Origin of the sequence: Kolteria novifilia (assembly GCA_007748055.1) — a bacterium.
Taxonomy (GTDB): domain Bacteria; phylum Planctomycetota; class Planctomycetia; order Kolteriales; family Kolteriaceae; genus Kolteria; species Kolteria novifilia.
The window spans coordinates 3,853,316-3,876,392 of the sequence record CP036279.1 but is presented as its reverse complement, the minus strand read 5'-3'; the positions used below and the strand labels follow the sequence as shown (position 1 = coordinate 3,876,392).

The window sequence follows — 23,077 nt, the reverse complement described above, 5'->3', positions numbered from 1 at the left end:
CAGACCTACGCGAGCATCTTGTCGACGACCTTGCCGTGCTGATCGGTGAGCCGAATGTCGAGACCCTTGAAGCGATAGGTCAGCTCCTTGTGCCTCAATCCGAACAGATGCAGCAGCGTGGCATGGAGATCGTTGATGTGAACGGGGTCTTCCTCGATGTTCCAGCCGATCTCGTCGGTCTTGCCGATGACTTGCCCGCCCTTGACGCCCCCACCGGCCATCCAGACGCTGAAGGCGAAGGGATGGTGGTCCCGGCCGCTGACACTCTTAAAGCCGGGACGATTCTCGCCGAGCGGCGTTCGTCCGAACTCGCCCGCGAAGACGACGAGCGTCGAATCGAGCAGTCCGCGTTGCTTGAGATCCTTGAGTAGGGCCGCGATCGGTTGGTCGGCCATCTTGCAATTGAACGACAGGCCCTGATCGAGGTTGCTGTGGTGATCCCAGCTTGCGTGGTAGAGGCTCACAAACCGGACGCCACGCTCGACCATCCGACGGGCGAGCAGGCAGTTGGTGGCGAACGATTTGAAGTCCTCGGGCCCGCCGCCGCGAAAACGCTTGCTGTCGACCTCGCGATCAACGCCGTACTCCTCGAGCGTCTTTTTCGACTCTTTGGAGAGATCAATCAACTCCGGGGCCGCCGACTGCATACGAAAAGCCAGCTCGTAGGAGGCAATGCGGCTGTTGATCTCCGGATCGGCCATCTGGTCCTTGTGAAGCTCGTTCATGCGATTGAGGGCGTCGAGGCTGCGGCGCTGCATCGCGCTGGTCAACCCGCGCGGGTTGCTCAGGTTGAGGACCGGCTCGCCCTGATTGCGGAAGAGGACGCCTTGGTACGTCGACGGAAGGAAGCCGCTCGACCAGTTGCTCGCTCCGCCGCTGGTGCCGCGGCCGGCGGTGAGGACAACGTAGCCGGGCAGGCTATCCGAGGGGGAGCCGAGACCATAGTTGAGCCAGGAGCCGACGCTGGGACGTCCGAACATCTGGACGCCGGTGTTCATCATGAGCTGGCCGGGATGATGGTTGAACGCGTCGGTATGCAGCGAGCGAACGAGGCAGATATCGTCGGCGACCGTCCCCAAATTGGGAAGCAGGTCGGAGAGCTCCATGCCGCATTCGCCTTGTTTGGTGAACTTGCGCGAGCTGCCCATGAGCCGAGCCGACTCCTTCTGGATGAAGGCGAAGCGGACGTTCTCGGTCATCGACGGCGGCAAGGGTTGGCCGTTGAGCTCGTTGAGCTTCGGCTTGGGGTCGAAGAGATCGATCTGACTAGGGGCGCCGGCGAGAAAGATGAAGATGCAGTTGGTCGCCTTGGCCGGGAAATGGGGCGCCTTGGGCGCGAGCGGATTGACCAACGCGTCCTGCTTCGTTTCCGCGGCGAGCAAGCCGTCTTGTTGCAAGAGCGACGCCAAGGCCAACGCGCCGACGCCGTTGGCGCTGGTGGCGAGGAACTGGCGACGCTGAAGCTTGACGTACTCGTTTAGAGGATCCATCGCTCACTCCCTGGTGAGAAACTCATCGAGATTCAGTAGGACTCGCGCGAGAGCGACCCGGGCGGCGGCGTCGGGAGCCTCGTGCTCGGAGGCATCGGGATCGCCGGCGAACTGGGCCGACTCCTTGGGATCGGCGGCCGCCATCTCCTTGACCGACTTGAAGAAGTCCTTCATCGTCGTCGCTTCCTCGGCGGTCGGCTCCCGACCGAGAGTCAAGCGGAAGGCGAAGGCGACCTCTTCGTCGATCGTTTTCTTGTCGGCTTTCGCAATGCGTTCGCCGAGCGCCCGAGCGCACTCGAGCAGCGACTCGTCGTTGAGAAGCGTCAGTGCCTGAAGCGGGGTGTTGGAACGCTCGCGCCTGGTGCAAGTTTCCGAAGCTTCGGGAGCATCGAAGGTGTTGAGCATCGGGAAGGGGACCGTTCGCTTGACGAAGATGTACATCCCGCGGCGGTACTTGTCCTTTCCTTTACTCGTCGGCCAACGGCCGGAGCCGGCATAGGCCAGCTTGATCACGCTGGGGGGCAGGGGCGGGTAGACGCTCGGTCCACCGACTTTGTCGTGCAGCAGCCCGCTGGCGCTGAGGAAGAGATCGCGGACGACCTCGGCCTCCACGCGGAAGCGGTTCTGTCGCGAGAGGAGGACGTTTTGGGGATCGACGTCGCGTAGCTCGGGACGGTACTTCGACGATTGACGATAGGTCGCCGAGGTGACGATGAGCTTGATGAGCCTCTTGCGGCTCCAGTCCAACTCCGGATAGCGCTGCGCCAACCAGTCGAGTAGTTCCGGATGCGAGGGATCGTCACCCTGCGTGCCAAAGTCCTCGACGGTACGGACAAGTCCCCTTCCGAAGAGGTGCTTCCAGACCCGATTGACCGCGACACGCGCCGTCAGCGGGTTGTCGGGATTGGCAATCCATTGGGCCAAGTCGAGGCGGTCGGGTTGCGAGGCGCGGGGCGAAAGGGGCGGCAGCGAGGCCGGCGTGTGAGGGATCACCTCGTCGCCCTTGCGCAGGAAGTCTCCCCGAACGTGAACGTTGGTCGTCCGAGGTTTGGCTCGCTCCACCAGGGACTGAGCCTTGGTCGGCGGCGCCTTGGGCTTGGCGTTGGTCACCGCCGCGAGGGCCTTGGTTCGCTTCACCATTTCCGGGTCGACGGTGCGGTAGTAGGCGGCGAGGACTTTCGCCTGCTCGGCGCTCCGCTCCTTCGCGGGAGTTTCGAACGCCGCGATCACCTGATCGGAGGCGAGCGAGGGGATCTCATTCGGATCGGTTTCGGTCACGAAGACGCGGAACCGGCCGATCGAGTGATCGGGGTAGAACTGCTTGAGGCGGAGCGTGACCAGTCCCCCGTCGACCTCCATTGGTTTCTTCACCACGGCGGTCAACGTATGGGGGCGATGGAAGTTCTTTTTCGGGTCGGCGATTGCCCAACCGGTGTTATTCTTGCCGTCGATCGCGTGCTTGGCGAAGTATTTCGCCTGTTCGTGACTAGCGCTCGCGGCGCTGAACTCGACTTTCGACGCTTTGAGCGGGTCGCTGCTCGGGGCGGTGGAGAGTTTGAGCTCGGAAAGGACGAGGTTTCCGTGGTCAGCTCGTCCCGGTCCTTTCGCGGGGAGCTTGTCGTCGGGAAGGACCTCGACGCGAAGGGCGGTGATCCTCTTGCCGGGCATGCGGGCGACGAGCGTGTACTCGTCGACCTTTGGTCTCGGCCCCGAGGCGAGCATGGAGCCGTCGTCGAGCTTCGTCAACGTGGCGCCGCCCGAGGAGAGGGCTCCGGTCGGGTCGAGAAGATCCCATCCCTTGAGGCCACCCTCGCTTTGCGTCTTGCTCTCCCACGCGGCCTGACGGGCGGGAAGCTCTCTCTCGAACTCCTTCACACGAGCGACCGCTTGTTGGTGCTTCGGTTGCCAGGCGGCGAGCGCTTGCTGGTACGCTTGGGTCTCGCTGGAGAGGGGAGCGGCGATGTCCTTCTCGTCCATGCTGTTGAAGAACGCGTAGAAGCCGTAGTATTCGCGCTGGGTGATTGGGTCGTACTTGTGGGAGTGGCACTGGGCGCACCCGACGGTGAGTCCCATCCAGACCGTTCCGGTGGTGTTGGCGCGGTCGACGGTGTTTTTGACGCGGTCTTCCTCGCGGTCGATGCCACCCTCGCGGTTGGTCAACGTATTGCGATGGAATCCGGTGGCGACCTTTTGGTCGAGCGTCGGATCGGGCAACAAGTCCCCGGCGATTTGCTCGACGGTGAATTGATCGTAGGGAAGATCGCTGTTGATCGCGTTGATCACCCATTCGCGATAGCGCCACGCCCAGGGGCGGGCGTTGTCCTTTTCGTAGCCGTCGCTGTCGGCATAGCGGGCCAGGTCGAGCCAGTGGCGACCCCAGCGCTCCCCGAAGTGGGGGGAGGCGAGGAGCCGCTCGACGAGGCGTTCGTAAGCGTCGGGCCGCTGGTCGTCGACGAAGGCGTCGACCTCCTCGGGCTTGGGCAGCAGACCGAGCAGATCGAGGCTGAGCCGCCTGATCAGGGTCGGTCGATCGGCCTCTGGCGAAGGTGCGATTCCTTCCTTGGATAGTCGCGATAAGATGAAGTTGTCAATGGGGTTGCGGATTCTCTCGCCGTGAGCGCCGACCTTGGTGGGTATCTTCGGATCGTCCGGGGCGTTGAAGGCCCAGTGGGTCGTGAGGGTCTTGCCTTCGCTGCCCGAATAGGCGTCCGGCCAAACCGCTCCCTGGTCGATCCACGCCCGTAAGAGGCTGACTTGTTCCTTGCCCAGCGCCTCGTCGTCGGGAGGCATCACGAGGTCTTCGTCGAGACCGGCCACGCGATGGATCAGGTCCGAGGCGGCACTCTTGCCGACCTTGATGACGAGCCCGTTGTCGCCGCCGCGCCTGGCTTCGGCCCGGATGTCGAGACGGAGACCGCCCTGACGATCCTCAGGTCCGTGGCAGTGATCGCAGCGATTGGAGAAGATGGGCAAAATGTCTTTGGCGAAGTCGACCTTCCGCTGAGCGACGGCGGGAAGCCCTTCTTCCATCGACGCGAGTTCTTCGCGTTCCTTCTCCGTGAGCTTGGGAAGGGGCAGTTGCTCGGGATCGGTCGAACTTGCTTTCTTCGCTGGGGTTGCATCCGCGGCGATGGTGGCGACCGCAATGCAGACAACACCCAGGGCGAGACCGCGTTTCATGAACGCTCTCCTCGGATCGTTGGTGCGTTTGCCGATGCGCCCTGGGAAGGCACATCAAACCGACGGCTCCTAGCCGAATGCCGATTCTCCGGCGGGAAAGTGGTCTTTCACGCGGGACGGCGGGACTGTTGGGTCCAAAGCGGATCGGCAATCGTGTCGTGGGTTGGTAACGCAGTCACTCGTCGGCAGGAGATCTCAGTCAATGTGGCCGTGCAGTGACCACGCAAGGTGGGTTGGCTCGCTGATCACGAAGCCACTCTGAGAAACTCTCCTCTCTCCAGTCATGGAGAGGGGCCTCTACGAGAACGGTCCCTTTCGATCGAAGGGTAGCTCACCAAATCTCTTGCTATCGTAGCTGGCGTCGGTTTGGAGTGTCAAGTGGTTTTCCCCTGCGCGTGTGGAGGGTCTTGGTTCTTTGGGATGACTCCCAACGATCTCAAGGGGGGGGAATGGGTTTGGAATCCAAGTGCCCCTTCGAAGTGTGGACGAGATCGGCCGTGGGTCAGGCCATTGCGAGACTCTTCGAATGGCCGACCGGCGTGCATGTCAGGCAAATGGCCTGACCTACGGGAAGACGTGGGCGACCGGCGTACGTGTCAGTCTCGTCATCTCGAGGTGAAATCTCCCTCGCCTGGCTCACTCTGTTCGCCGACCTCTCCCCAAGCAGAGGTGAAGAGAACCTGACCTACGGGTCGGTATGTCTGGCGGCGACCGATCCGACGATTCGGCCTCGTGCGCGTCAAAACGGAGTCGATGACGGCTTGCGCTGGCGCCGCGAACTCACACAATCGACGCAATCGTCGTAATGGCTCCAGTTTTTACTCCTACCCAATCGGTCCGACCCGATCCCGATCTACAAATCGCCCCCAATTCCCTCTAAAGTCGGGTTGGCCATTGCCGGAACCTCGTTTATGAGGTTGCCGCTGCCAACTGGGAGAATGCAACGATGTGGCATCATTCAAACAACCGAACTCCTCCGCTGACGCTGATCCTACTCGTCGGGTTGACAATCACCGGATGTAGTACCGCTCGCCGTGACACCGCGCGGGTGATTCATCCGATCGGTCCGGGGAGCACCCCGATCAATCCGCATGTGGCGATTCTGCCCCAGACCGCTCAACATCCCTCCGAAGTCGTCGCGGTCAATCCCCAGACGGGTTTCGAGTCGATTCACCGTGAGAGCAGGGGGAACGTTGTCCCGGCGCTCAACATTCCCGATCCCTCATCGACGGGCGTTCAACCCGTCGCTGCCGTCGAGAAGAGCTCGACGCCCGCCCCTCTGGAGCTGAAATCGGCTCCCTCGCTCCGGGACGTTTCTGCCCGAACTCCGGACAAGACGATGGGCGTTCCCCAGTCCCGTCCGACCTCGGCGCAGCCGACTCCCGGTATCGTCTCCGCCAAGAGCGAACGAGATATCGTCTTCCAGGAGCAGACGCGGTTCGAGGAACAGCAACTCACTCAGGTCGCTTCGGCCGTGCCGGTCACCTACGACTCGGGCTCGTCTTGCCCCTGTAACAATCAGCAGCCGGCGATGGTGGGGGCACCGTCTTATCCCGCTCAGCCTCAACCTCAACCGGTCTACCAGCAGTTCGCCAATCCGGCTCCGGCCGCCGTTCCTCAGCGGGTGCTACCGCCCGCGAACACGGTCAGAGCGACCACGCCGCCCGCTCAGGCGATGACACCCGGCGGCTACGCGGGGACGGGTTCCTCGTTCGTGCCGGCCCAGGGGGTTGCGGACCAGCAGGGGATGCAACCGGTTCCACGGCATCCAGTCAATCCGTCCAGTCCGGTGAGCGATCTCTCGAGTCTCCGTCTTCAGCCGCACGTTCAGCAAGGTGGCCCGGCGGTGAACGCGGGCGGTTTGGGAAGTGGCTTCTTCTCGAACGAACAGCTTGCGAGCTTCCAGCTTCATCCGAAGACGGTGGCGCTTCCGATCTATGGTCCGGACGGAGCGATCGCGCCTCCAACGTCGAGGCCGAAGACCTCCCAACCGAGGCCGCTCGTGGCTCCGCCCGCCGAGGCGGTTCCGGCGCCGCCAAGTATTTCGTCAAGGGGACAGGGGCTCCCGAAGCATGCGACCCCCGTCGCCGCTCCGACCAAGCCTGCGGAGATGCCGGCGATCGCGCATGAGCCGACGTTGGCTCCGCCGCGGGCGCCGAAGGTGGCCGCGCCCCTTGCTCCCCCTGTCAACAACGTCGCGGCGAGCGAACCGCCCAAAGGGTTGGCTCCCCCCAAGCCGCCGAAGGATCTCGCGGTGACGCCTCCCGCTCCGGCCAAAACCAAGCCGACGGCCGAAGAGAAACCGGAAGAAGCGTTGATTCCCAAAGAGGTGAGCAAACTGGTCGAAACGTGGGCCAAGGGCATTCCCGACCACAAGGCCCCCGATCGGCGAGCCGCTAATTAGCACGTTGATGGGCAAGCTCGTTCCATGGAGCCTCATCCCCAATCGCGCGGGAGTGTGCTGAGATAGAGGCGCTTCCCGCATGCTCACGCGAGCGTGAGTCCTCTCGGCATGCCCACGCGAGCGTGAAGTCTCTCGGCATGCCCACGCGAGCGTGAAGTCTCTCGGCATGCCCACGCGAGCGTGAGCATGGCACCCAAGAGTCGTCTAGGGTGGGTATTGGCTCGCTATGAGAGTGGGCCGGGATGCGTGTCAGGCAATGGCCTGACCAACGGGGAAGGGTTATTGGCGGTTGGCCATGCCGAGGCGGACGAAGACGCAATCGTTGGGTAACCGCTCGATATCCTGATCGAACAAGTCGAACGGCGATTTCGGACGACCGAGGAAGTAGCCTTGGCCGTAGCGAATCCCCATTTCGATGCAGGCGTCCCGTTCTTCCTGCGTCTCGATTCCCTCTCCAAGCGTCTGCACGTTGAGTTCGTTGCAGGCGTTGACGATCGCTTGGACGAGGTCGTGCTTGACCTTGTTATCCCCAATATTGGCGACGAGCTGGCGGTCGAGTTTCACGTAGTCGGGCGGAACCGTGATCAAGTCGGGAATCCGCGACTGGCCGGCGCCGAAGTCGTCGTAGGCGACGAGGAAGCCGAGATCGCGCACCTTCGCGACGAGCACCTCCATCTGGTCGGTGTTGCAGACCCACGACTCGGGCATTTCAATGACGACCTGATAGGCGTGCCCCAACCCCGATTGGCTCATGTCTTGGAGCGACGGCAGGAAGCGGTCGTCGTGCAGTTCCGCTGGGTGCAAGTTGACCCAGAGCTGGTACTTCTTGTCGGAGGGCCAGCAGTGACCGCAAGCGAGACACTTACACGCCGACTGTCGGAATCGCATGCTCAGTTTCGACTCGACTCTGCTCACCGCCGCGAGTCGGAAGAGCGAGCCGGGAGGGATCATGCCCTCGGCGGCAACCCCACGTCCAAGCGATTCCCAGCCAAGGGTCTCGCCATTGCTCAAGTCGACGATGCGTTGAAAGTGCGGGAAGGTGCGTTGTTCGCCGATGATCTTGACGAGATTGACCATCCCCTTGATGTCTTTGGGATCGGCCACGATGGTCGAATTCTTGCGCTGCCCGTTCTCTTCCTCCGGCTCGGTTTCGCGGGAGATGAGGAAGCTGCGTGTGGCGAAGTGAAGAATATCCCCCGAGGCGAGCGAGGCGGAACCCTCGACGCGTCGGCCGTTGAGGAAAGTCCCGTTGGTACTGGCCTTGTCGACGACCACCCAGTTCTGATCGTGGAACTGTAGCTCGGCGTGTTGGCCCGAAACGTCGGGCTGGAAAATCTGGGCATCATTCTCTGGTCGGCGTCCAACCAAGAATGGCGACTTGTCGACGACAATCAGTTCTTCACTTCCGTCGTCGGTGTCGTGAGCCTTGAGAATCAGCGTCGGCACCACGGTTAGCCACGACCCCCGTCAGGCGACCTCGTCCACCAACGTGGACGGCGTCGGCCCCAATCTAACTGCTGACTATCATTGCATCCGCTGTTATAGGCAGCGTCAAGGCAAGTCGAACGAAGATTGGCCGGATCTCGGAGAGCCGTCCGCCGATTCTGGGTCATTTGCCGTGAGTTCCTGCCCCTTCCGGGAGGGAAGGCCTTTTGATGTCTGGACCAACATTCGGTCGTCCGCGAGACCGTCGCCTCCACGATATCGGAGTACCTTGACGAGCTTACAGCACTCCCTTGCTCGAGGGAATCTGGTCTCGGGCTCGTTCGTCGAACGCCACTGCCTGACGTAGGGACCGCGCGGAGGATTTGAAGACCGCTTCGAGAATGTGGTGTCCATTCCTACCGTAGTGCAAGAGCGCGTGGAAATTGAATTTTCCGTGCTCCGCGACGGCGCGCCAGAAGTCCTCGGCGAGCTGAACGTCGAACGTTCCAACCTTCTCGACAGGCATAGGGACGTTCCAGGCGAACGCAAAGCGTCCTCCCAGATCGACGGCCGTCGTCATCAAAACTTCATCCATCGGCAGGGTCATGTGCCCGTAGCGGTGGATTCCTCGCTTCTCGCCGAGCGCCGCGCTGAGAGCTTGTCCCAGGGCAATCCCGACATCCTCGACGGTATGATGGTCGTCGATATGCAGATCGCCCTTCGCCGTGACCCGGAGGTCAAACAGGGCGTGCTTCGCGAGCAGCGTCAGCATGTGGTCGAGAAATCCGACTCCCGTCGAGATGGAACTGGAACCCGTCCCGTCGAGTTCGAGCTCCAGGTCGATGTCGGTTTCGCCTGTCTTTCGGTGGATGCTTGCCGGACGTCCCATCCGATGTTCTCTCTCGTGCTTCATGCGGTCCATGGTGCCAGGGCACGTGGGGCAAATTGTATGAGCGCCGAGCCTTTCGGGCCGTTCATCCGGGCTCGATTTCGTCCCGGATCACGAATCCGTCGCCGTTGCGCTCCTCGAATTCGCAATCGCTTGGTTGACAAGGACCAACCACGGGGCGTAGCGTTGGGCATTCGGTTTCGTTTTCATGTTCTGGGCTGGTTTGGCCGCGGAGGGGTGCGTGTTTCGGGGTGAAGGAATTGGTGTCTTGGTCGCGATGTCGCTTGTCGCGCCGACGGCGAACACGGCCGAGAGTCCCACGCTCTCGTTCAAGGATCACTTCGAGCGCGACACGCGTTCGAATTACGTGACGGCGGGGGAGGTCACTTGGGCTCCCGGAAGCCTCGTCCTTCCGCCCAACGCCGCGGTGGGAACGCGCTTCGCCGGGGCCCTTCGTGTCGCGGTCCGGACACGCGTGGAAATCCCCGAATCGTCCACCGTCGATCAGGCGGTGACGCATCGTTTCTACTCGGCTCGAGGCGGCGATCTCGCGGTCACCTTCATCTCTCGCGCCAGGGACTCCGGCGGCGCGAGCGGCTTTCTGGTACAGCGGCTCTCTCGCGATTCGGCGGGGCAGGATGTCGTTGAGGAACTCGGGCGGTTCGCCACCAAGGGCGAGAGCATCGGCGGGGAGTGGAGACTCGAGTTCCGACGCGGTCTGCTCGAAGTCGCCCGAGGCGAACGGGAAGCGTTTGTCTACGACCAGGCATTGGCCGAGCCGATCGTCGGGGTTGCCGTGATGAACCGGGGAACCGGAGTTCTCGAGTGCCGCCAGTTCGACTTCGAGGCCTTCCCGGAACCGATCCTGGATGACGAAGCCAAGGAACGCCTCCGGCAAGCCGACGATCTGCTCGTGACGGCGCGCCAAGAGGCCAATCGAGGAGACTCGACGTCGGCGATCGCGGACGCTCAGCGAGCGATCTGGCTTCGTTCGCGAACGCTGAGTGAGGATCATCTCACGGTCGCGGATGGCCTCGTGGAACTGGGACGCATCTTTTATGTCCGTGGCGATCTGGGCCGGGCGCTCGACGCGGGTCGGCAAGCGTTGAAGGTCCGGCAAGCGACCCTGGGCGAGCATCATCCCGAGGCGACCGCGGGTCTGATCGACGTCGCGCTCTACCACAAGACGCTCCGACAGTTCGACACCGCCGGCCGACTCTACGAGCGGGCGCTCGAGCAGTGCCGGGAGGTCCTGGGCGAACGGCACCAGCGCACGGCGGTCTGCCTCGACAATCTCGCGGGGCTCCACGTCAGTCTTGGCCGTCTCGCCGAGGCGAGGGGGCTTCGCGAACAGGCCTTGGCGATCTTTCAGACCACGCTCGGGCCCTACCATCCCGAGAGCATTTCCTGCCTACACAATCTCGCGTCGCTCCGCCATGCCCAAGGCAAACGTGACGATGCCCTGGCACTTTATCGCGAAGCCCTCGCCGGGGGACGTCGCCTTCATGGGGAGCACAACGCCGAGGTGGCGACGATGCTCGAGAACCTATCCCAGCTCCAACTCGAGCGGGGCGATTGGCGAGCGAGTCGCCGGTTCGCCCAGGAATGCATGAGCGTTCGGACGAGCCTTTTTGGCAAGGAGCATCCGGCCACGCGGCGAATCGAGAGCTTGCTCGCCAAGATCGATCGCGAAGAGGGGCGTTCCGAGCCCAATTGACCCGATATGTCTTGGGCGTCGGCGAACAACCAGTGCGACGTTGGCCCGCTGACCTTCGATGCCGCCGGCGCGACGATGGTGACATCGCGTGCCGCTGGCTGCTTGCCAGTCAGTCTGGACCGCCGCATCCGGGGCAACTGGTCGATGGTGATGACAATCGGATGTCGCTGAATTCGCGAGCGAATCGATGGCTTCCAATTTCTTCGATGCTCAAGAGGCCGCTCAGCGAACGACCGGGCGGCTCGTCTGGGTTTTCGTCCCCATCGTTGGGCTCTCGGTGATCATCGCGACCTTGTCCGTGGCCGCGATGGGCTATGGGCTCGCTTGGTTGGGGTTTCGCTGGACCTACCTCGCGGAGGCTCCCTACGCGCCTCTTGCCGTCGCTGTCTTGGCGGGAACGATCACCTTGGCGTTTCTGCTCGTCGAGATGGTCGCCACTTACCGACATCTTTCGCGTTCGCCCGAGTCGCTGATGATGCACCTGGGCGGCAAGGAACTACGGGCGACGTCCCGTCACGGTCCTGAACGCGTCCTGCTCAACGTCGTCGAGGAAATGGCGATCGCGGCCGGCGTCCCCGTTCCTCGGGTCTACGTCCTCGAGCGGGAAGTGGGAATCAATGCCCTTGTCGCGGGCATGTCCCCCCGCGAATCGGTGCTCGCGGTGACTCGTGGTTCGCTTCGGAGCCTCGATCGGGACGAGTTGCAGGGACTCGTCGCCCACGAATTCTGCCATTTGCTCAATGGCGACATGCGGCTCAATTGCCACTTGATGGCGTTGCTTCAAGGAGCGGTTCAGGTCGACACCTGGGGACGGGAGATGCTCTATCCTCTCGACGATCGCGGAGGAAACGTCGTCGGGGGAGTCATCTTTCGCACCGTCGGTGCCATCGGCGTCGGCATTTCGCGACTCATCAAGCGGGCCATCGGCCGACAGCGGGAGTATCTCGCCGATGCGACCGCGGTCCAGTTCACGCGCAATCCCGCCGCGGTTGTCGGGGTGCTCAAGAAGGTTGGAGGACATCCCGCGGGATCGCGTCTCGCGACGCCTCGGGCCGAATTGGCGAGTCACATGTTCTTCGCCGAGGGGCTCCGACTTGCCCCCTGGGCGAGGGTTCATCCACCGCTCGAGCAACGGGTGCTCCAACTCGATGGTGATTTCGACGGCCATTTCGCTCCAATCGAGCTTCCCGCCTTCGATCGGTGGGAGACGATTCTCGACGAGCACCCTCGGATCGAGTCGATGGCGACCCTCATGTGCGAACGCGAGGAACGAGGACGTTCGGCGAAAGCGGTCGGGATCCTGCTCCCGGCGCTGCTCGGGGCAAACTTGACCGCTCCCCGGTCGACGCACCTACGCTATGCCTCGGCACTCCTGGCGGAATTGCCGACCAAGCTACGACAGGCCTCGGCATCGGTCGACTCGGCCCAGGCCCTCGCTTGCGCGTTGCTTCTGTCCAAAGGCCGCGGCGTGCGCGAACGTCAGTGGGAAGCGCTCAAGAACGAGATTCCTCGTGGCGTTCTGGAGCAAATCCCGCCCTTGATGGGGGAGGTGGCGGACCTGCCACGCTACGCTCGGTTGCCGCTCGTCGAGTTGGCGATGCCGTCGCTGCGTCAGTTGTCGCGATCGGCACGGAGGGAGTTTCTCAATGTCGTCGACAAGCTGGCCCATGCCGATGATGAACTCGACGTGTTCGAGCTTGCGCTGAGTTACACCATGACCCACCACCTCGAGATCGACACCTGGGGAGGCAAGGCCGGCTATCACAGTCTGCGTTCCCTTCGCGATGAGGTTTCGATCCTGCTCTCTGTTCTCGCGGAGATCGGCCATCGGGATCTGGCGAAGGCCAGCCTAGCATTTCAGGAGGGAGCCAAGCGGCTCGGCTCGGCTGCGGGCGAGTTGACGTGGACGCCAGCCGGGGCGAAGGGGCCCAAACTATTCGCGGCAACTTTTCCCACGATCATCAACGCTTCCCCCGCGATCAAGCGGCGGATCTTGGAGGCGTCTGCCGCGTGTATCGAATACGACCGCAAGCTGTCCGTCGACGAGGCCGAACTGATGCGGGTGATCGGCAGCGGCTTCGATTGTCCGATCCCGATGCTGGTTCGGTGAGGGGGAAAGGTGAAGGGGGATGCGGGGCCACCATTCGCTTGGAGGGACGAGTACACGGGAGAGTCGTCCAAGCATGCCCACGCAAGCGTGAGCATGGCACCCTGACCTTTGATTCGACGAATTGTCCCGATCTGACCTCTACGACTTCGCTTTGGCCTTCTGACGGGCGCGACCTTGGCGGCGCTGTTCCCGAGGGGCTTCGACGATCGGTTCGTCGGAGATCTCCACCTCTTCGCCGCGCAGTTGCTTGTCGAAGAATTGGCCGATCCGCTTGTTGACCTCGGGGCTACGAAAGCCGCCGTGGCCGCCGCCTCGCACCTTGATGAGGGTCGAGGAGACGCCCGCTTCTTTGAGCTTCTTGTGGAGCTTTTCGGACTGGTGATAAGGGACGAGCTTGTCCTCGGATCCATGGATGATCAGGAAGGGAACGTCGCTTGAGGAGACGTGGGTCGTCGGGGAGGCGTCGCGGGCGACTTCCTTGGTCTCTTGCAGCGGTCCGCCGACGAGCTTCGATTCCGGGGAGTTGGGCGCATCGTGATCGAACGCGCCTGATCCCTGGCTCATCGTCAAGAGGTCGGCCGGGCCGTACATGTCGACGACACAAGCCACTCGGCTGTCTTGCCCGGTGTGCCCACCGAGTTCTCCCTCCAGGGCCGAAACATCGCCACCGGTCCCGAGCATCGCGACGAGATGTCCCCCGGCCGAGGTCCCGATCACCCCGATACGTTCGGGATCGAGATGATATTTCTCGGCGTTCGCCTTGATCCAGCGAATCGCCGCCTTACAGTCGTGGATCTGCGAAGGCCAGCTTGCCTCGTCGGTCAGTCGATAGCCGACGCTTGCTCCGGCGTAGCTGCCAGTCGCGACGATGGGAGCCACCCGCGCGACCCCCGAACGTTTGTCGCCGTTCTGCCAGCCGCCGCCATGAATGAAGACGACCACGGGCAAGGGCTTGTCGCTCTTGGGGGTCTTGGGAAGAAGCAAGTCGAGCCGCTGCCGTGGGTTCTCGGTCCCGGCGTAGGGGAGATCTTGCTTGAGGTCGATCTCCTCGGCGAGGCGCCGCATTCCCGTGGCTCCTTGCCGAAATCGTTGGCGGGCCTCCTCGAATTCCTTCCGCGTCAGCGTTCCATCGCTGTTGGTGTCGGCTCTACCGAAGAGTGTCCGAGCCCGCTGCGGGAGATCCTCGAGAGCGACCTTTCCGTCGCTATCGCGGTCGAGGCGGGAGAAGACGTCGGTCGTTCGGCCAGGGCGCTGCTTGCGAGCGTTCTCCTTTTCCTTGGCCTTTGGAGTCTCCGGCGGAGCCGCCATCAAGAAGCAACTGCAAGCGATGAATGCGAAACTCGACATGACCCCATCCTCATCTGATCGGTAACGGTTTCCCTTTCGGCGGCGTGCCGAGCGTTCAGCGGCAGCGGCGTCGGGTAACCAGAAATTGCGGTCGTGGCCGCCGCCATTGATTAAACTCCGGACTCGGAGGCAGGTTTCGCACTTGCTCCACAGCGTGGTGGACGACTTTTCGTTTTCCGAGCCACAGAAGACAATTGACGGCGAATTGGTACACGAATACACCTACAGGTGCGAGCCACGCCCCGTTCACCGACGGGCGCGAGGGTTCGCATCGGTCTGACACGCCAGGGGACGCGAGCGGACCAACCGGACAATCCTGAATGACGGATTCGACATCAACCCGAGAGGACGCGGTGAGTACACAGACATCCGAATCTCCGGCCATTGTCGCTGACGGCATTAGCAAGATCTACGGATCGTTCGCGGCGATCCGCGAGGTTTCCTTCACCATCCCGCGCGGACAAGTCGTCGCCTTTCTGGGCCCCAACGGCGCCGGTAAGTCGACGACGATGAAGATTCTCACCGGCTACATGTCGCCAACGCGCGGCCACGCCTACATCATGGGCCACGACGTGAGCCACGATCGGCTCGCCGTCGCCGGCTACGTGGGCTATCTTCCCGAGAATGGTCCGCTCTACCACGACATGACGCCGCGGGCGCTGCTGCGTTTTCTGGGCCAAGCTCGCGGTCTCTACGGCAGCCGGCTGAAGGATCGCATCGAGGCGGTGGTCAAGCGATGTGCTCTCGAAGCGGTCATCGGTAAACCGATCGGCAAGCTCTCCAAGGGTTATCGCCAGCGGGTGGGGATGGCGCAGGTGCTGCTTCACGAGCCCGAGGTGCTCATCATGGATGAGCCGACCGCGGGACTCGATCCGAATCAGATTCGCGAGGTGCGCCAGACGTTGAGAAACCTCGGCGAATCGAAGACAATCCTGCTCTCGACGCATATTCTCCAGGAAGTCGAGGCCGTCGCCCAGCGAGTGATCTTCATCCATGAGGGACGCATCGTCTTCGACGGCAGCGTCGACGACTTCAAAGCTCAAGGCGACATGGACGCCAAGTTCGCGGAGTTGACCTCCGCCGCGTGAACCTACCAAACGAACGTGTCGTTTCTCGCCGGTATCAAACGTTGAACGACTGACGATGGGGAGCCAGCAACGTGCAGTGGAATGTGGTCCGCGCCGTCTTCGCCCGAAACTTTATCAGCTATTTCAGCAATCCGATCGGCTACTTGTTCATCACGGCCTTTGTCTGGGGCTGTGCCTACTTCGCCTTCTGGCACAACGATGCCTTTTTCGCGAGTAACTTGGCCGATCTCGAGCAGCTCAACACCTTCTTTCCCTACTTGCTGCTCTTTTTCATCCCCGCGATCACCATGTCGACTTGGGCGGACGAACGCCGCTCGGGAACCGAGGAACTCCTCCTCACGCTCCCGGCGAGCGATCTCGAAATTGTCCTCGGCAAGTACTCCGCCAATCTCGCGATCTATACCGTCTCGCTGATCTTCTCGTCGAGCAATGTTCTCGTCTTGGCCTATCTCGGTGATCCCGACATCGGGCTGATGTTCAGCACCTTCCTCGGCTACTGGCTCATCGGCGCGGCGCTGCTCGCGGTCGGCATGATCGGTTCGCTGCTGACGACCGGCGTCACTGTGGCGTTCATCGTCGGGGCGGGGTTGTGTCTCTTGCTCGTTTCGAGCGACGAATTGGCGGTTATCTTCGCCCGCAACAGTCTCCTACGCGAGATGATCGAGAAGGTCGGCGTCATCCATCAGTTCGACGACTTCGGCAAGGGGCTCGTGCCGATTTCCGGGCTCCTCTACTTCGCGGCGATCATCGTTGTCGCGATTTACGTCAATATGCTCCTCCTAAGCCGTCGCCATTGGGCCGGCAGTGAGGGCGCATTGCTGCAGTGGACGCACGGCCTGGTTCGCTCGGGGGCTCTCGCCCTCGCCGCGGTCGGTTTGGTGTTGCTCGTCAGCCGGGTCGGAACCTACGCCCGCGCCGACGTCACCGAAGAGCGTATTCACTCGCTTTCCCAAGACACCAAGAAGGTGCTCGCCGAGATTCCAAGCAACAAACCGGTCTTTGTCGAGGCCTTCGTCAGTCCCGCCTCGATGATCCCGACCGCGTATGTCGAAACCTATCGTGACTTGATCGATTTGCTCCGCCAGTACGACGCTCGGGGCGGCAGCAATCTCCATGTCCGCATCATCGAGACCGAGCCCTTCAGCGAGGAAGCCCGCGACGCGGAGCGCAACTTCGGCATTCAGCCGGAAGCGGTCGTCGTGGAGGATGATGGCCGATTCGCCCAGGAGAACCTCTTCCTCGGCATCGCTTGTCGCAGTGGTCTCAACGAGCGGACGATTCCGTTCTTCTTCCGTGGCTTGCCGATCGAATACGAACTGACGCGGCTGATCCGAACGGTCACCGACGAGGCCAAACGCAAGGTCGGGGTGCTGACGACCGACGCGGGGCTCTTCGGCCAGTTCAACTTCCAGTCGATGCAGCCACCGGCTGACTGGCAGATCGTTCAGGAACTTCGGCAACAGTATGACGTCGTGCAGGTCTCGCCCGCCGAGCCGATCGTCGCGGAGATCGACTGTTTGATCGTGCCGATGGCGTCGTCGCTGACCCAGCCGGAGATGATGAACCTGATCGCCTATGTCTCCGCGGGCAAACCTGCATTGATCCTCGACGATCCGGTGCCGTTCATCAATCCGGACCTGGCTCCGCGCGAGCCGAAGCGTCCGGCGAACTCGCCGATGATGGGCCGTCAGCCGCCGGCGCAGATGAAGGCCGACCTGACGCAACTCACCAAACTGCTCAACATCGAGTTCGACACCGGCCGGATCATTTGGCAGGACTGGAATCCCCATCCGCAGTTCAAGGATCTTCCGCCCGAGTACGTCTTCATCGGCTCGGGCAGCGGGGGCGGAGCCTTCAATGAGGAGATTCCGATCACCGACGGGTTGCAGGAAGTCCTCATGCTCTACCCTGGGGCGATCCGGCCTGGCCCGGCGAAGAGCCCGACGTTCGATCCGCTGCTGACGACCGGTCTCTTGACGGGGACGATTCGCTACTCCGACGCGTTCACCAGGTCGCTTCTCGGCCGGGTGCCGAACCCCAATCCTCGCCGGACGCCGACGCGCACGGAGTATGTGCTCGCGGCCTACATCACTGGCCCGTTGGCGACCACCGCGAAGTCCCAGACTCCCGGCAACGCCAAAGACCAGAAATCGCCCGAGGGCGGGGCCGAGGCCAACGTCATCTGGGTCGGCGATCTCGACATGATCTCCGACTTTTTCTTCGATCTTCGTCGAGCCCGCATCGAGCAACAAGACGATATCCAGTTCGACAACGTCACGTTCATCCTCAACTGCGTCGACTTCCTTGCCGGGGATGAGTCGTTCGTCGAACTCCGCAAGCGCCGTCCCAAACGCCGCACGCTCGATCGGCTCGTCGAGATGACGCAGTCGGTTCGTCAGGAGTCCCGCCAAGAGGAACTCAAGGCGGAGGAGAACTCGCAGAAACAACTCGACGAAGCCCAACGCCGTCTCGACGAGTCGGTGCAGAAGATCCGCAACCGCACCGACATCGACGCTCGCTCCAAGGCGGTGCTGATCGAGAATGCCCGCCGGACGGAGCAACGTCGTCTCGACGTCCTCAAGGCGGAGATCGAGGATCAGAAGGCGGGCCGAATTCGCCAGATCCGCGCCGATCTGCAGCGGCAACTTCGGGCCGAACAACGGGGAATCAAACTCGCGGCGGTCTTGCTGCCGCCCATTCCCGCCCTCGTCCTGGGACTGATCGTCTTCCTGGCGAGGCTGCGTGGCGAGCGCGAAGGGGTCGACCCCAAGCGACTCGTTGGCTAGGTGGTAGGAGTCGAGACGTCTCCAAGGAGATAGGCAGGCAGTTTCATGACTGAGTTGCAAAAGACAGGTGTTTACGTCGCGGTCGCGTTTGCGTTGCTGTTGCTGGCCTTCGTCACGCAACCGAGAGTGACGCGGGATCCGGCCATCTTCGACGACACCGGCGAGGGGTTCTACCCCGAACTGACCGATGCTTCCATCCCCAAGGCGCTGGAAGTCGTCGCCTACGACGATGAGCTGGGACAGGCCAAGCCGTTCAAGGTCCAACAGGGCAAGGATGGCCGTTGGACCATCCCGTCGCATCACGACTACCCCGCCGACGCCGCCGACCGCTTGTACAAGACCGCCGGGTCGATCATCGGCCTGCGCAAGGATTCGGTCATCTCCGACAATCGCGAGGAGCACGATCTCTACGGCGTGGTTGATCCACTTGAGGACGACAGCAGCCGCAAAGGCTGGGGCACGCGCGTCAAGCTGTTCGACAAGGACGGCAACGTCGTCTCCGACCTGATCTTCGGTGAGCCGGTCGAGGGCCGCGAAGGCTTCCGATACGTGCGCGTTCCCGGCAAGGATCGCGTTTACGCGGTCAAGTCGAGCGACGTCGATCTTTCCGCCTCTTTTAGCAATTGGATCGACACCAAGCTGATCGACGTGCCGTCGGGGACGTTCGACAAGATCGTGCTCAACGACTACAAGCTCGTTCCGGTCCGTGGGGCTCTCGGGCTCGAGAACCGTGGGTCGACCACCCTCGAGAAGGAAAAGGGCAAGTGGGCGGTGACCGAGCTTGGCAAGGATCAAGTGACCAACGAGACCGCCGCCAAGGAGATCGCCACCGCGATCGGTGACCTGAAGATCACTGGCGTCCGCAAGAAGCCTGCGGGGATCAAACCCGACTTGCGACTTCCCGAGGGCATCCAACTGGCGATGTCGATGCAGAACCGGGGCTTCTACGTGTCGAACGGGCGCGTTCTCTCGGAGGATGGCGAGGCGGTCGCCGAGACCGATGACGGGATCGTCTACACCCTCCGCTTTGGCGGACTCGCGGTCGCGTCGGGCGACGAACTGACCGCCGGCAGCGAGGATGAAAAGGCGATCAAGTCCAAGGACGACGAGGCCGCCAAGGACGAGAAGGACAAGCCAGCCAAGCCGAAGGGACAGGAAGTTCGCTTCCTGCTTGTGAGCGTCGACTTCGACGAGAGCAAATTCCCACCGATCGCCGATCCCGAGCCGGCCGCGTCCGACGACGAGCCCGCGAAGGAGGAACCGACCGAGCCGAAGGAGAAGGAAGACGGCGAGGCCGAGGCGAAGAACGGCGACGACTCCGCCGCCAAGGAGAAGGCGAAGAAGGAAGCCGAGGCGAAAGCCAAGCAGCAGGAGGTCGCGCGCAAGCGAAAGGAACGCGAGCAGAAGATCGCGAGTGGGAAGAAGAAGGCCGAAGAGCTCGCCGCTCGCTACGCGGAGTGGTTCTACGTCATCCCGAATGATTCCTACGCGAAGATCATGGTCGCTCGGCCGAAGCTGATTGAACTCGACAAGAACTCGACCAATCCCGGCACGCCTCACGGCAACCAGATCATCCCGACGGTCCCGCCTGGAGCGTCGCAGCCGGCGTCGACCGGGCTCCCCGCCATGACAAAGGAGGTTCCGCCGACGTCCCCGAAGGGGACGGACAAGCCGGTCTCCCCGAAGGGGACGGACAAACCGACGAGCCCGGAGCCCCCGGAGAAGCCCGCCGCACCGGCCGAGTCCAAGGCGATGCCCAAGAAAGAGGCCTCCGCTCCCAAGCCGGAGAGTCCAAGCACTCCCGCCAAGGAGAGTTCCAAGACTCCTTCCGCAGAGTCGAAAGAGTCGCCCAAGACCCCCGCGACGGAGTCGAAAGAGTCGCCCAAGACCCCCGCGACGGAGTCGAAAGAGTCGCCCAAGACCCCCGCGACGGAGTCGAAGGAGTCGCCCAAGACCCCCGCGACGGAGTCGAAGGAGTCGCCCAAGACCCCCGCGACGGAAAGTCCCAAGGCTTCCAAGGAAGAAATGAAGCCGAAAGCGGAAGAGCCGAAGAGCCCCACCCCAGCGAGTTCGCCGAAGGGGGAAGAGCCCGGTACTCCGAAGAAGGCGGAGACGCCGAAGGAGTCGAGCACCCCAAAGAAGGCGCCCGAGCCAACGAAGGCCGACGACGCCGGCGAATTGAAGGACTCCTCGAACGCTTCCGATCCCAAGGAAGCGTCCGACGCGAAGAACGCCGACTCCGAAGAGAAGCCCGCCGACTAGACCTCGACCGGAACCCTCACGGACCCGAACCCGCCGAAGGTGGGTTCGCCCGTGTCACGACAGCGTCGCCCGCGAGGGGGGACGATTATTTCTTCTCCTGCTCCTGGAGCTTCTTGAAGAGCATGGTCGGATCGGCAAGGGCCGTGCCCGCGGGAAGCTCCGTCGTGGCCTGGTCCCACTGAAGGGCCGACTCGTCGAGTTGGAGCATCTCCAGACATTTGCGGGCGGAGAATGGCAGGAACGGCTGCATGAGCACCATCAGCGCGCGGACGACCTGCAGGCAGACGTTGATCGTCGTGCCACACGCCGCGAGGTCTTCCTTCCGCTGCGACCACGGCTTCTTCTCGTCGAGATACAGGTTGCCTGCGCGGGCGAGCGCCATCACTTCGGTGAGCCCCGCCTTGAAATGAAATCCCTCCAACTGTTCGGCGACCTTTTCCGCTTGCTCGCCGCATAGCCGCAAGAGCTTCTCGTCCACCTCGCTCCTTGCGCCGACCTCGGGGACCTTGCCATCGAAGTACTTGTGGGCGAAGGTGATGTTCCGATTGACGAAGTTGCCAAGCGTCGCCAGAAGCTCGCTGTCATTGCGCACGAGGAACTCGTCGGGATCGTACGCGGTCCGCGCGTTTTCGGGGGCGATCGCGGTGAGATAGTAACGCAAGGGATCGGGATCGAACTCGGTGAGGTAGTCCTCAATCCAGACCGCGGTCCCGCGGCTCTTGCTGATCTTCTCCTCATCCTTGCCGGGGAACTTGATGTTTAGAAAGGAGTTGGCGACGACCTGATGCGGGAGCTGGTAGGTTCCCTCGGCCATCAACATCGCGGGCCAGATGATCGCGTGGAAGACGATGTTGTCCTCGCCGATGAAGTGGACGATCTTGCAGTCGGGACTCTTCCACCACTCTTCATAGTCGGACGGCGATCCGCCCTGGCGCTCGAGCAGCGTCGAGGAGAAGGAGACATAGCCGATCGGGGCGTCGAACCAGACGTAAAGAACTTTGCCCGCCGCATCGGGATCGTCCAAGGGAACGGGGATGCCCCAGTCGAGATCGCGCGTCATCGCCCGTTCGGGCAGGCCGAGTTTGATCTGCCCTTTGGCGAAGTTGAGCACGGTCGGTCGCCAGCCCTCTCGCTCCTCAAGCCACTGGGCAAGCGGTTCCTGGAACTCGTCGAGTCGCAAGTACCAGTGAGTCGTCTCGCGAACCTCCGGCGTGGTGCCGGAAAAGACGCTCTTGGGATCCTTGAGTTTCAGGGGATCCATTGAGTGGCCGCACGCCTCGCACTGGTCGCCGTAGGCCCCCTCGGCCCCGCAGAGGTAGCAGGTTCCGGTGACGTAGCGATCGGGCAGAAAGCGATCGGCTTGGACGTCGTATAGCTGGCTGGTGGTTCGTTTGGTGAAGTATCCCTTGTCGTAAATCGACTTGAAGAACTCTTGGCTAAGCTCGGTATGTCGCTCGACGTAGTCGGGCGTATGAGTTCCCCCGAAGACGTCGAAGTCGATACCAAGCCCCTCGAAGGCCCGTTGTTGGGAGGCGTTGTATTTGGCGACGATCTCCGGCGGTGTCAGTCCCTCCTTCTGGGCGCTGAGCGTGATCGCGACGCCATTGTCGTCGCTGCCGCAGACGAAAAGAACGTCGTCGCCGCGGGAACGCAGGTAGCGGACATAGATATCGGCCGGTAGGTAGGCGCCCGCGATGTGGCCGACGTGAAGTCGCCCATTCGAGTAGGGGAGGGCACCGGTAATGAGAAATCGACGTGTCATGGCCTGTTACTTTTCCTTACCCAACGGTTTCCGACTTCGGCGCCATGGCCGAGTCGACATCTTGCCGACTCCGGTCGACTTCGTCAATCGAGGGCGGAATCTCCAATCCACGAAAACGCGGCCTCGGTCCGGTGCGCAACTTTGGCGTGCGTCCTCGAGTCGTCGCCAGGGAACTGATGGCGTACCCCTACCGCGAACGAAGAAACGATGCAAATGATGCGCCCGCGAAGAGGGGCGTTTCTCGTCGTCGCCTTCGGTCGGGATCCCATTTCATCTTGACAAATTCGTGCTCGAAACCGATAGGTCCGCCACCAATCGAGGAATACCACTACTGAGACGCAACGCCAGCAAACGGTTCGGTGCCGCTCCCATTTGGGGACGCGGCCCGTTGGCCATCGAACGATCGAGCCGGTGGTCGGCTCTCGTGATGCTGGCTCAACGGTGATGTTGCCTTCTTGTGAAGAAGTGGGCGCGTGTCGCGGCAATCTCGTTTCGGGGACGAGGTGTCGCCGGACTTGTGGCGTGGCACGATGGGTGTATCTCCCCAACAGTGAGAGCGGGGTAAGATAGGAGTCGAGGAGTACCTGTACTTGATCGTCGGGCATTCCGGTGGTGGG

Annotated in this window: 12 protein-coding genes; 6 read left to right on the top strand and 6 right to left on the bottom strand. The window is 62.4% G+C overall.

The window, feature by feature from the left end; genetic code table 11:
• Window positions 1–5: 5 nt before the first annotated feature.
• Both Pan216_RS14105 and Pan216_RS14100 read right to left on the bottom strand, forming a co-directional pair.
• Complete coding sequence (locus tag Pan216_RS14105; protein ID WP_145258602.1) at window positions 6–1,490, bottom strand: DUF1501 domain-containing protein; 1,485 nt, start codon at window positions 1,488–1,490, stop codon at window positions 6–8.
• 3 nt (window positions 1,491–1,493) lie between these two features.
• On the bottom strand, window positions 1,494–4,670 hold the full coding sequence (locus Pan216_RS14100; protein WP_145258601.1) for a PSD1 and planctomycete cytochrome C domain-containing protein: 3,177 nt from the start codon (window positions 4,668–4,670) through the stop codon (window positions 1,494–1,496).
• 946 nt (window positions 4,671–5,616) lie between these two features.
• On the opposite strand from Pan216_RS14100, the gene Pan216_RS14095 reads away from it, so the two are divergent.
• Window positions 5,617–7,074, top strand: coding sequence for a hypothetical protein (locus Pan216_RS14095; protein ID WP_145258600.1), 1,458 nt, complete (start codon window positions 5,617–5,619; stop codon window positions 7,072–7,074).
• A 279-nt stretch (window positions 7,075–7,353) separates the two neighbouring features.
• On the opposite strand, the gene Pan216_RS14090 is transcribed toward Pan216_RS14095, so the two are convergent.
• Both Pan216_RS14090 and hisB read right to left on the bottom strand, forming a co-directional pair.
• Complete coding sequence (locus Pan216_RS14090) at window positions 7,354–8,520, bottom strand: EAL domain-containing protein (protein ID WP_419192508.1); 1,167 nt, start codon at window positions 8,518–8,520, stop codon at window positions 7,354–7,356.
• 277 nt (window positions 8,521–8,797) lie between these two features.
• A complete protein-coding gene (gene hisB, locus Pan216_RS14085; protein WP_145258598.1) occupies window positions 8,798–9,388 on the bottom strand; it encodes an imidazoleglycerol-phosphate dehydratase HisB in 591 nt (196 codons plus the stop codon).
• Window positions 9,389–9,665: 277 nt separating this feature from the next.
• On the opposite strand from hisB, the gene Pan216_RS14080 reads away from it, so the two are divergent.
• Both Pan216_RS14080 and Pan216_RS14075 read left to right on the top strand, forming a co-directional pair.
• Window positions 9,666–11,105: a tetratricopeptide repeat protein gene (locus Pan216_RS14080; RefSeq protein ID WP_419193678.1), complete on the top strand. Its 1,440-nt coding sequence runs from the start codon at window positions 9,666–9,668 to the stop codon at window positions 11,103–11,105.
• Between the two features lie 187 nt (window positions 11,106–11,292).
• Complete coding sequence (locus tag Pan216_RS14075; protein WP_145258596.1) at window positions 11,293–13,215, top strand: M48 family metalloprotease; 1,923 nt, start codon at window positions 11,293–11,295, stop codon at window positions 13,213–13,215.
• Window positions 13,216–13,353: 138 nt separating this feature from the next.
• On the opposite strand, the gene Pan216_RS14070 is transcribed toward Pan216_RS14075, so the two are convergent.
• Complete coding sequence (locus Pan216_RS14070) at window positions 13,354–14,562, bottom strand: alpha/beta fold hydrolase (RefSeq protein WP_419192507.1); 1,209 nt, start codon at window positions 14,560–14,562, stop codon at window positions 13,354–13,356.
• 320 nt (window positions 14,563–14,882) lie between these two features.
• Between Pan216_RS14070 and Pan216_RS14065 the strand changes: the two genes are divergently transcribed.
• The 3 genes from Pan216_RS14065 to Pan216_RS14055 all read left to right on the top strand — a co-directional run bounded on the left by Pan216_RS14065 (window position 14,883) and on the right by Pan216_RS14055 (window position 20,698).
• Window positions 14,883–15,650, top strand: a complete 768-nt coding sequence (locus tag Pan216_RS14065) for an ABC transporter ATP-binding protein (RefSeq protein ID WP_145258595.1) — start codon at window positions 14,883–14,885, stop codon at window positions 15,648–15,650.
• 71 nt (window positions 15,651–15,721) lie between these two features.
• A complete protein-coding gene (locus Pan216_RS14060) occupies window positions 15,722–18,436 on the top strand; it encodes a Gldg family protein (RefSeq protein ID WP_145258594.1) in 2,715 nt (904 codons plus the stop codon).
• 45 nt (window positions 18,437–18,481) lie between these two features.
• Window positions 18,482–20,698 (top strand): DUF4340 domain-containing protein, encoded by a 2,217-nt coding sequence (locus Pan216_RS14055; protein WP_145258593.1) that lies wholly within the window; start codon window positions 18,482–18,484, stop codon window positions 20,696–20,698.
• An 85-nt stretch (window positions 20,699–20,783) separates the two neighbouring features.
• Here Pan216_RS14055 and metG read toward each other — a convergent pair whose 3' ends face one another.
• A complete protein-coding gene (gene metG, locus Pan216_RS14050) occupies window positions 20,784–22,460 on the bottom strand; it encodes a methionine--tRNA ligase (protein ID WP_145258592.1) in 1,677 nt (558 codons plus the stop codon).
• Window positions 22,461–23,077 lie beyond the last annotated feature (617 nt).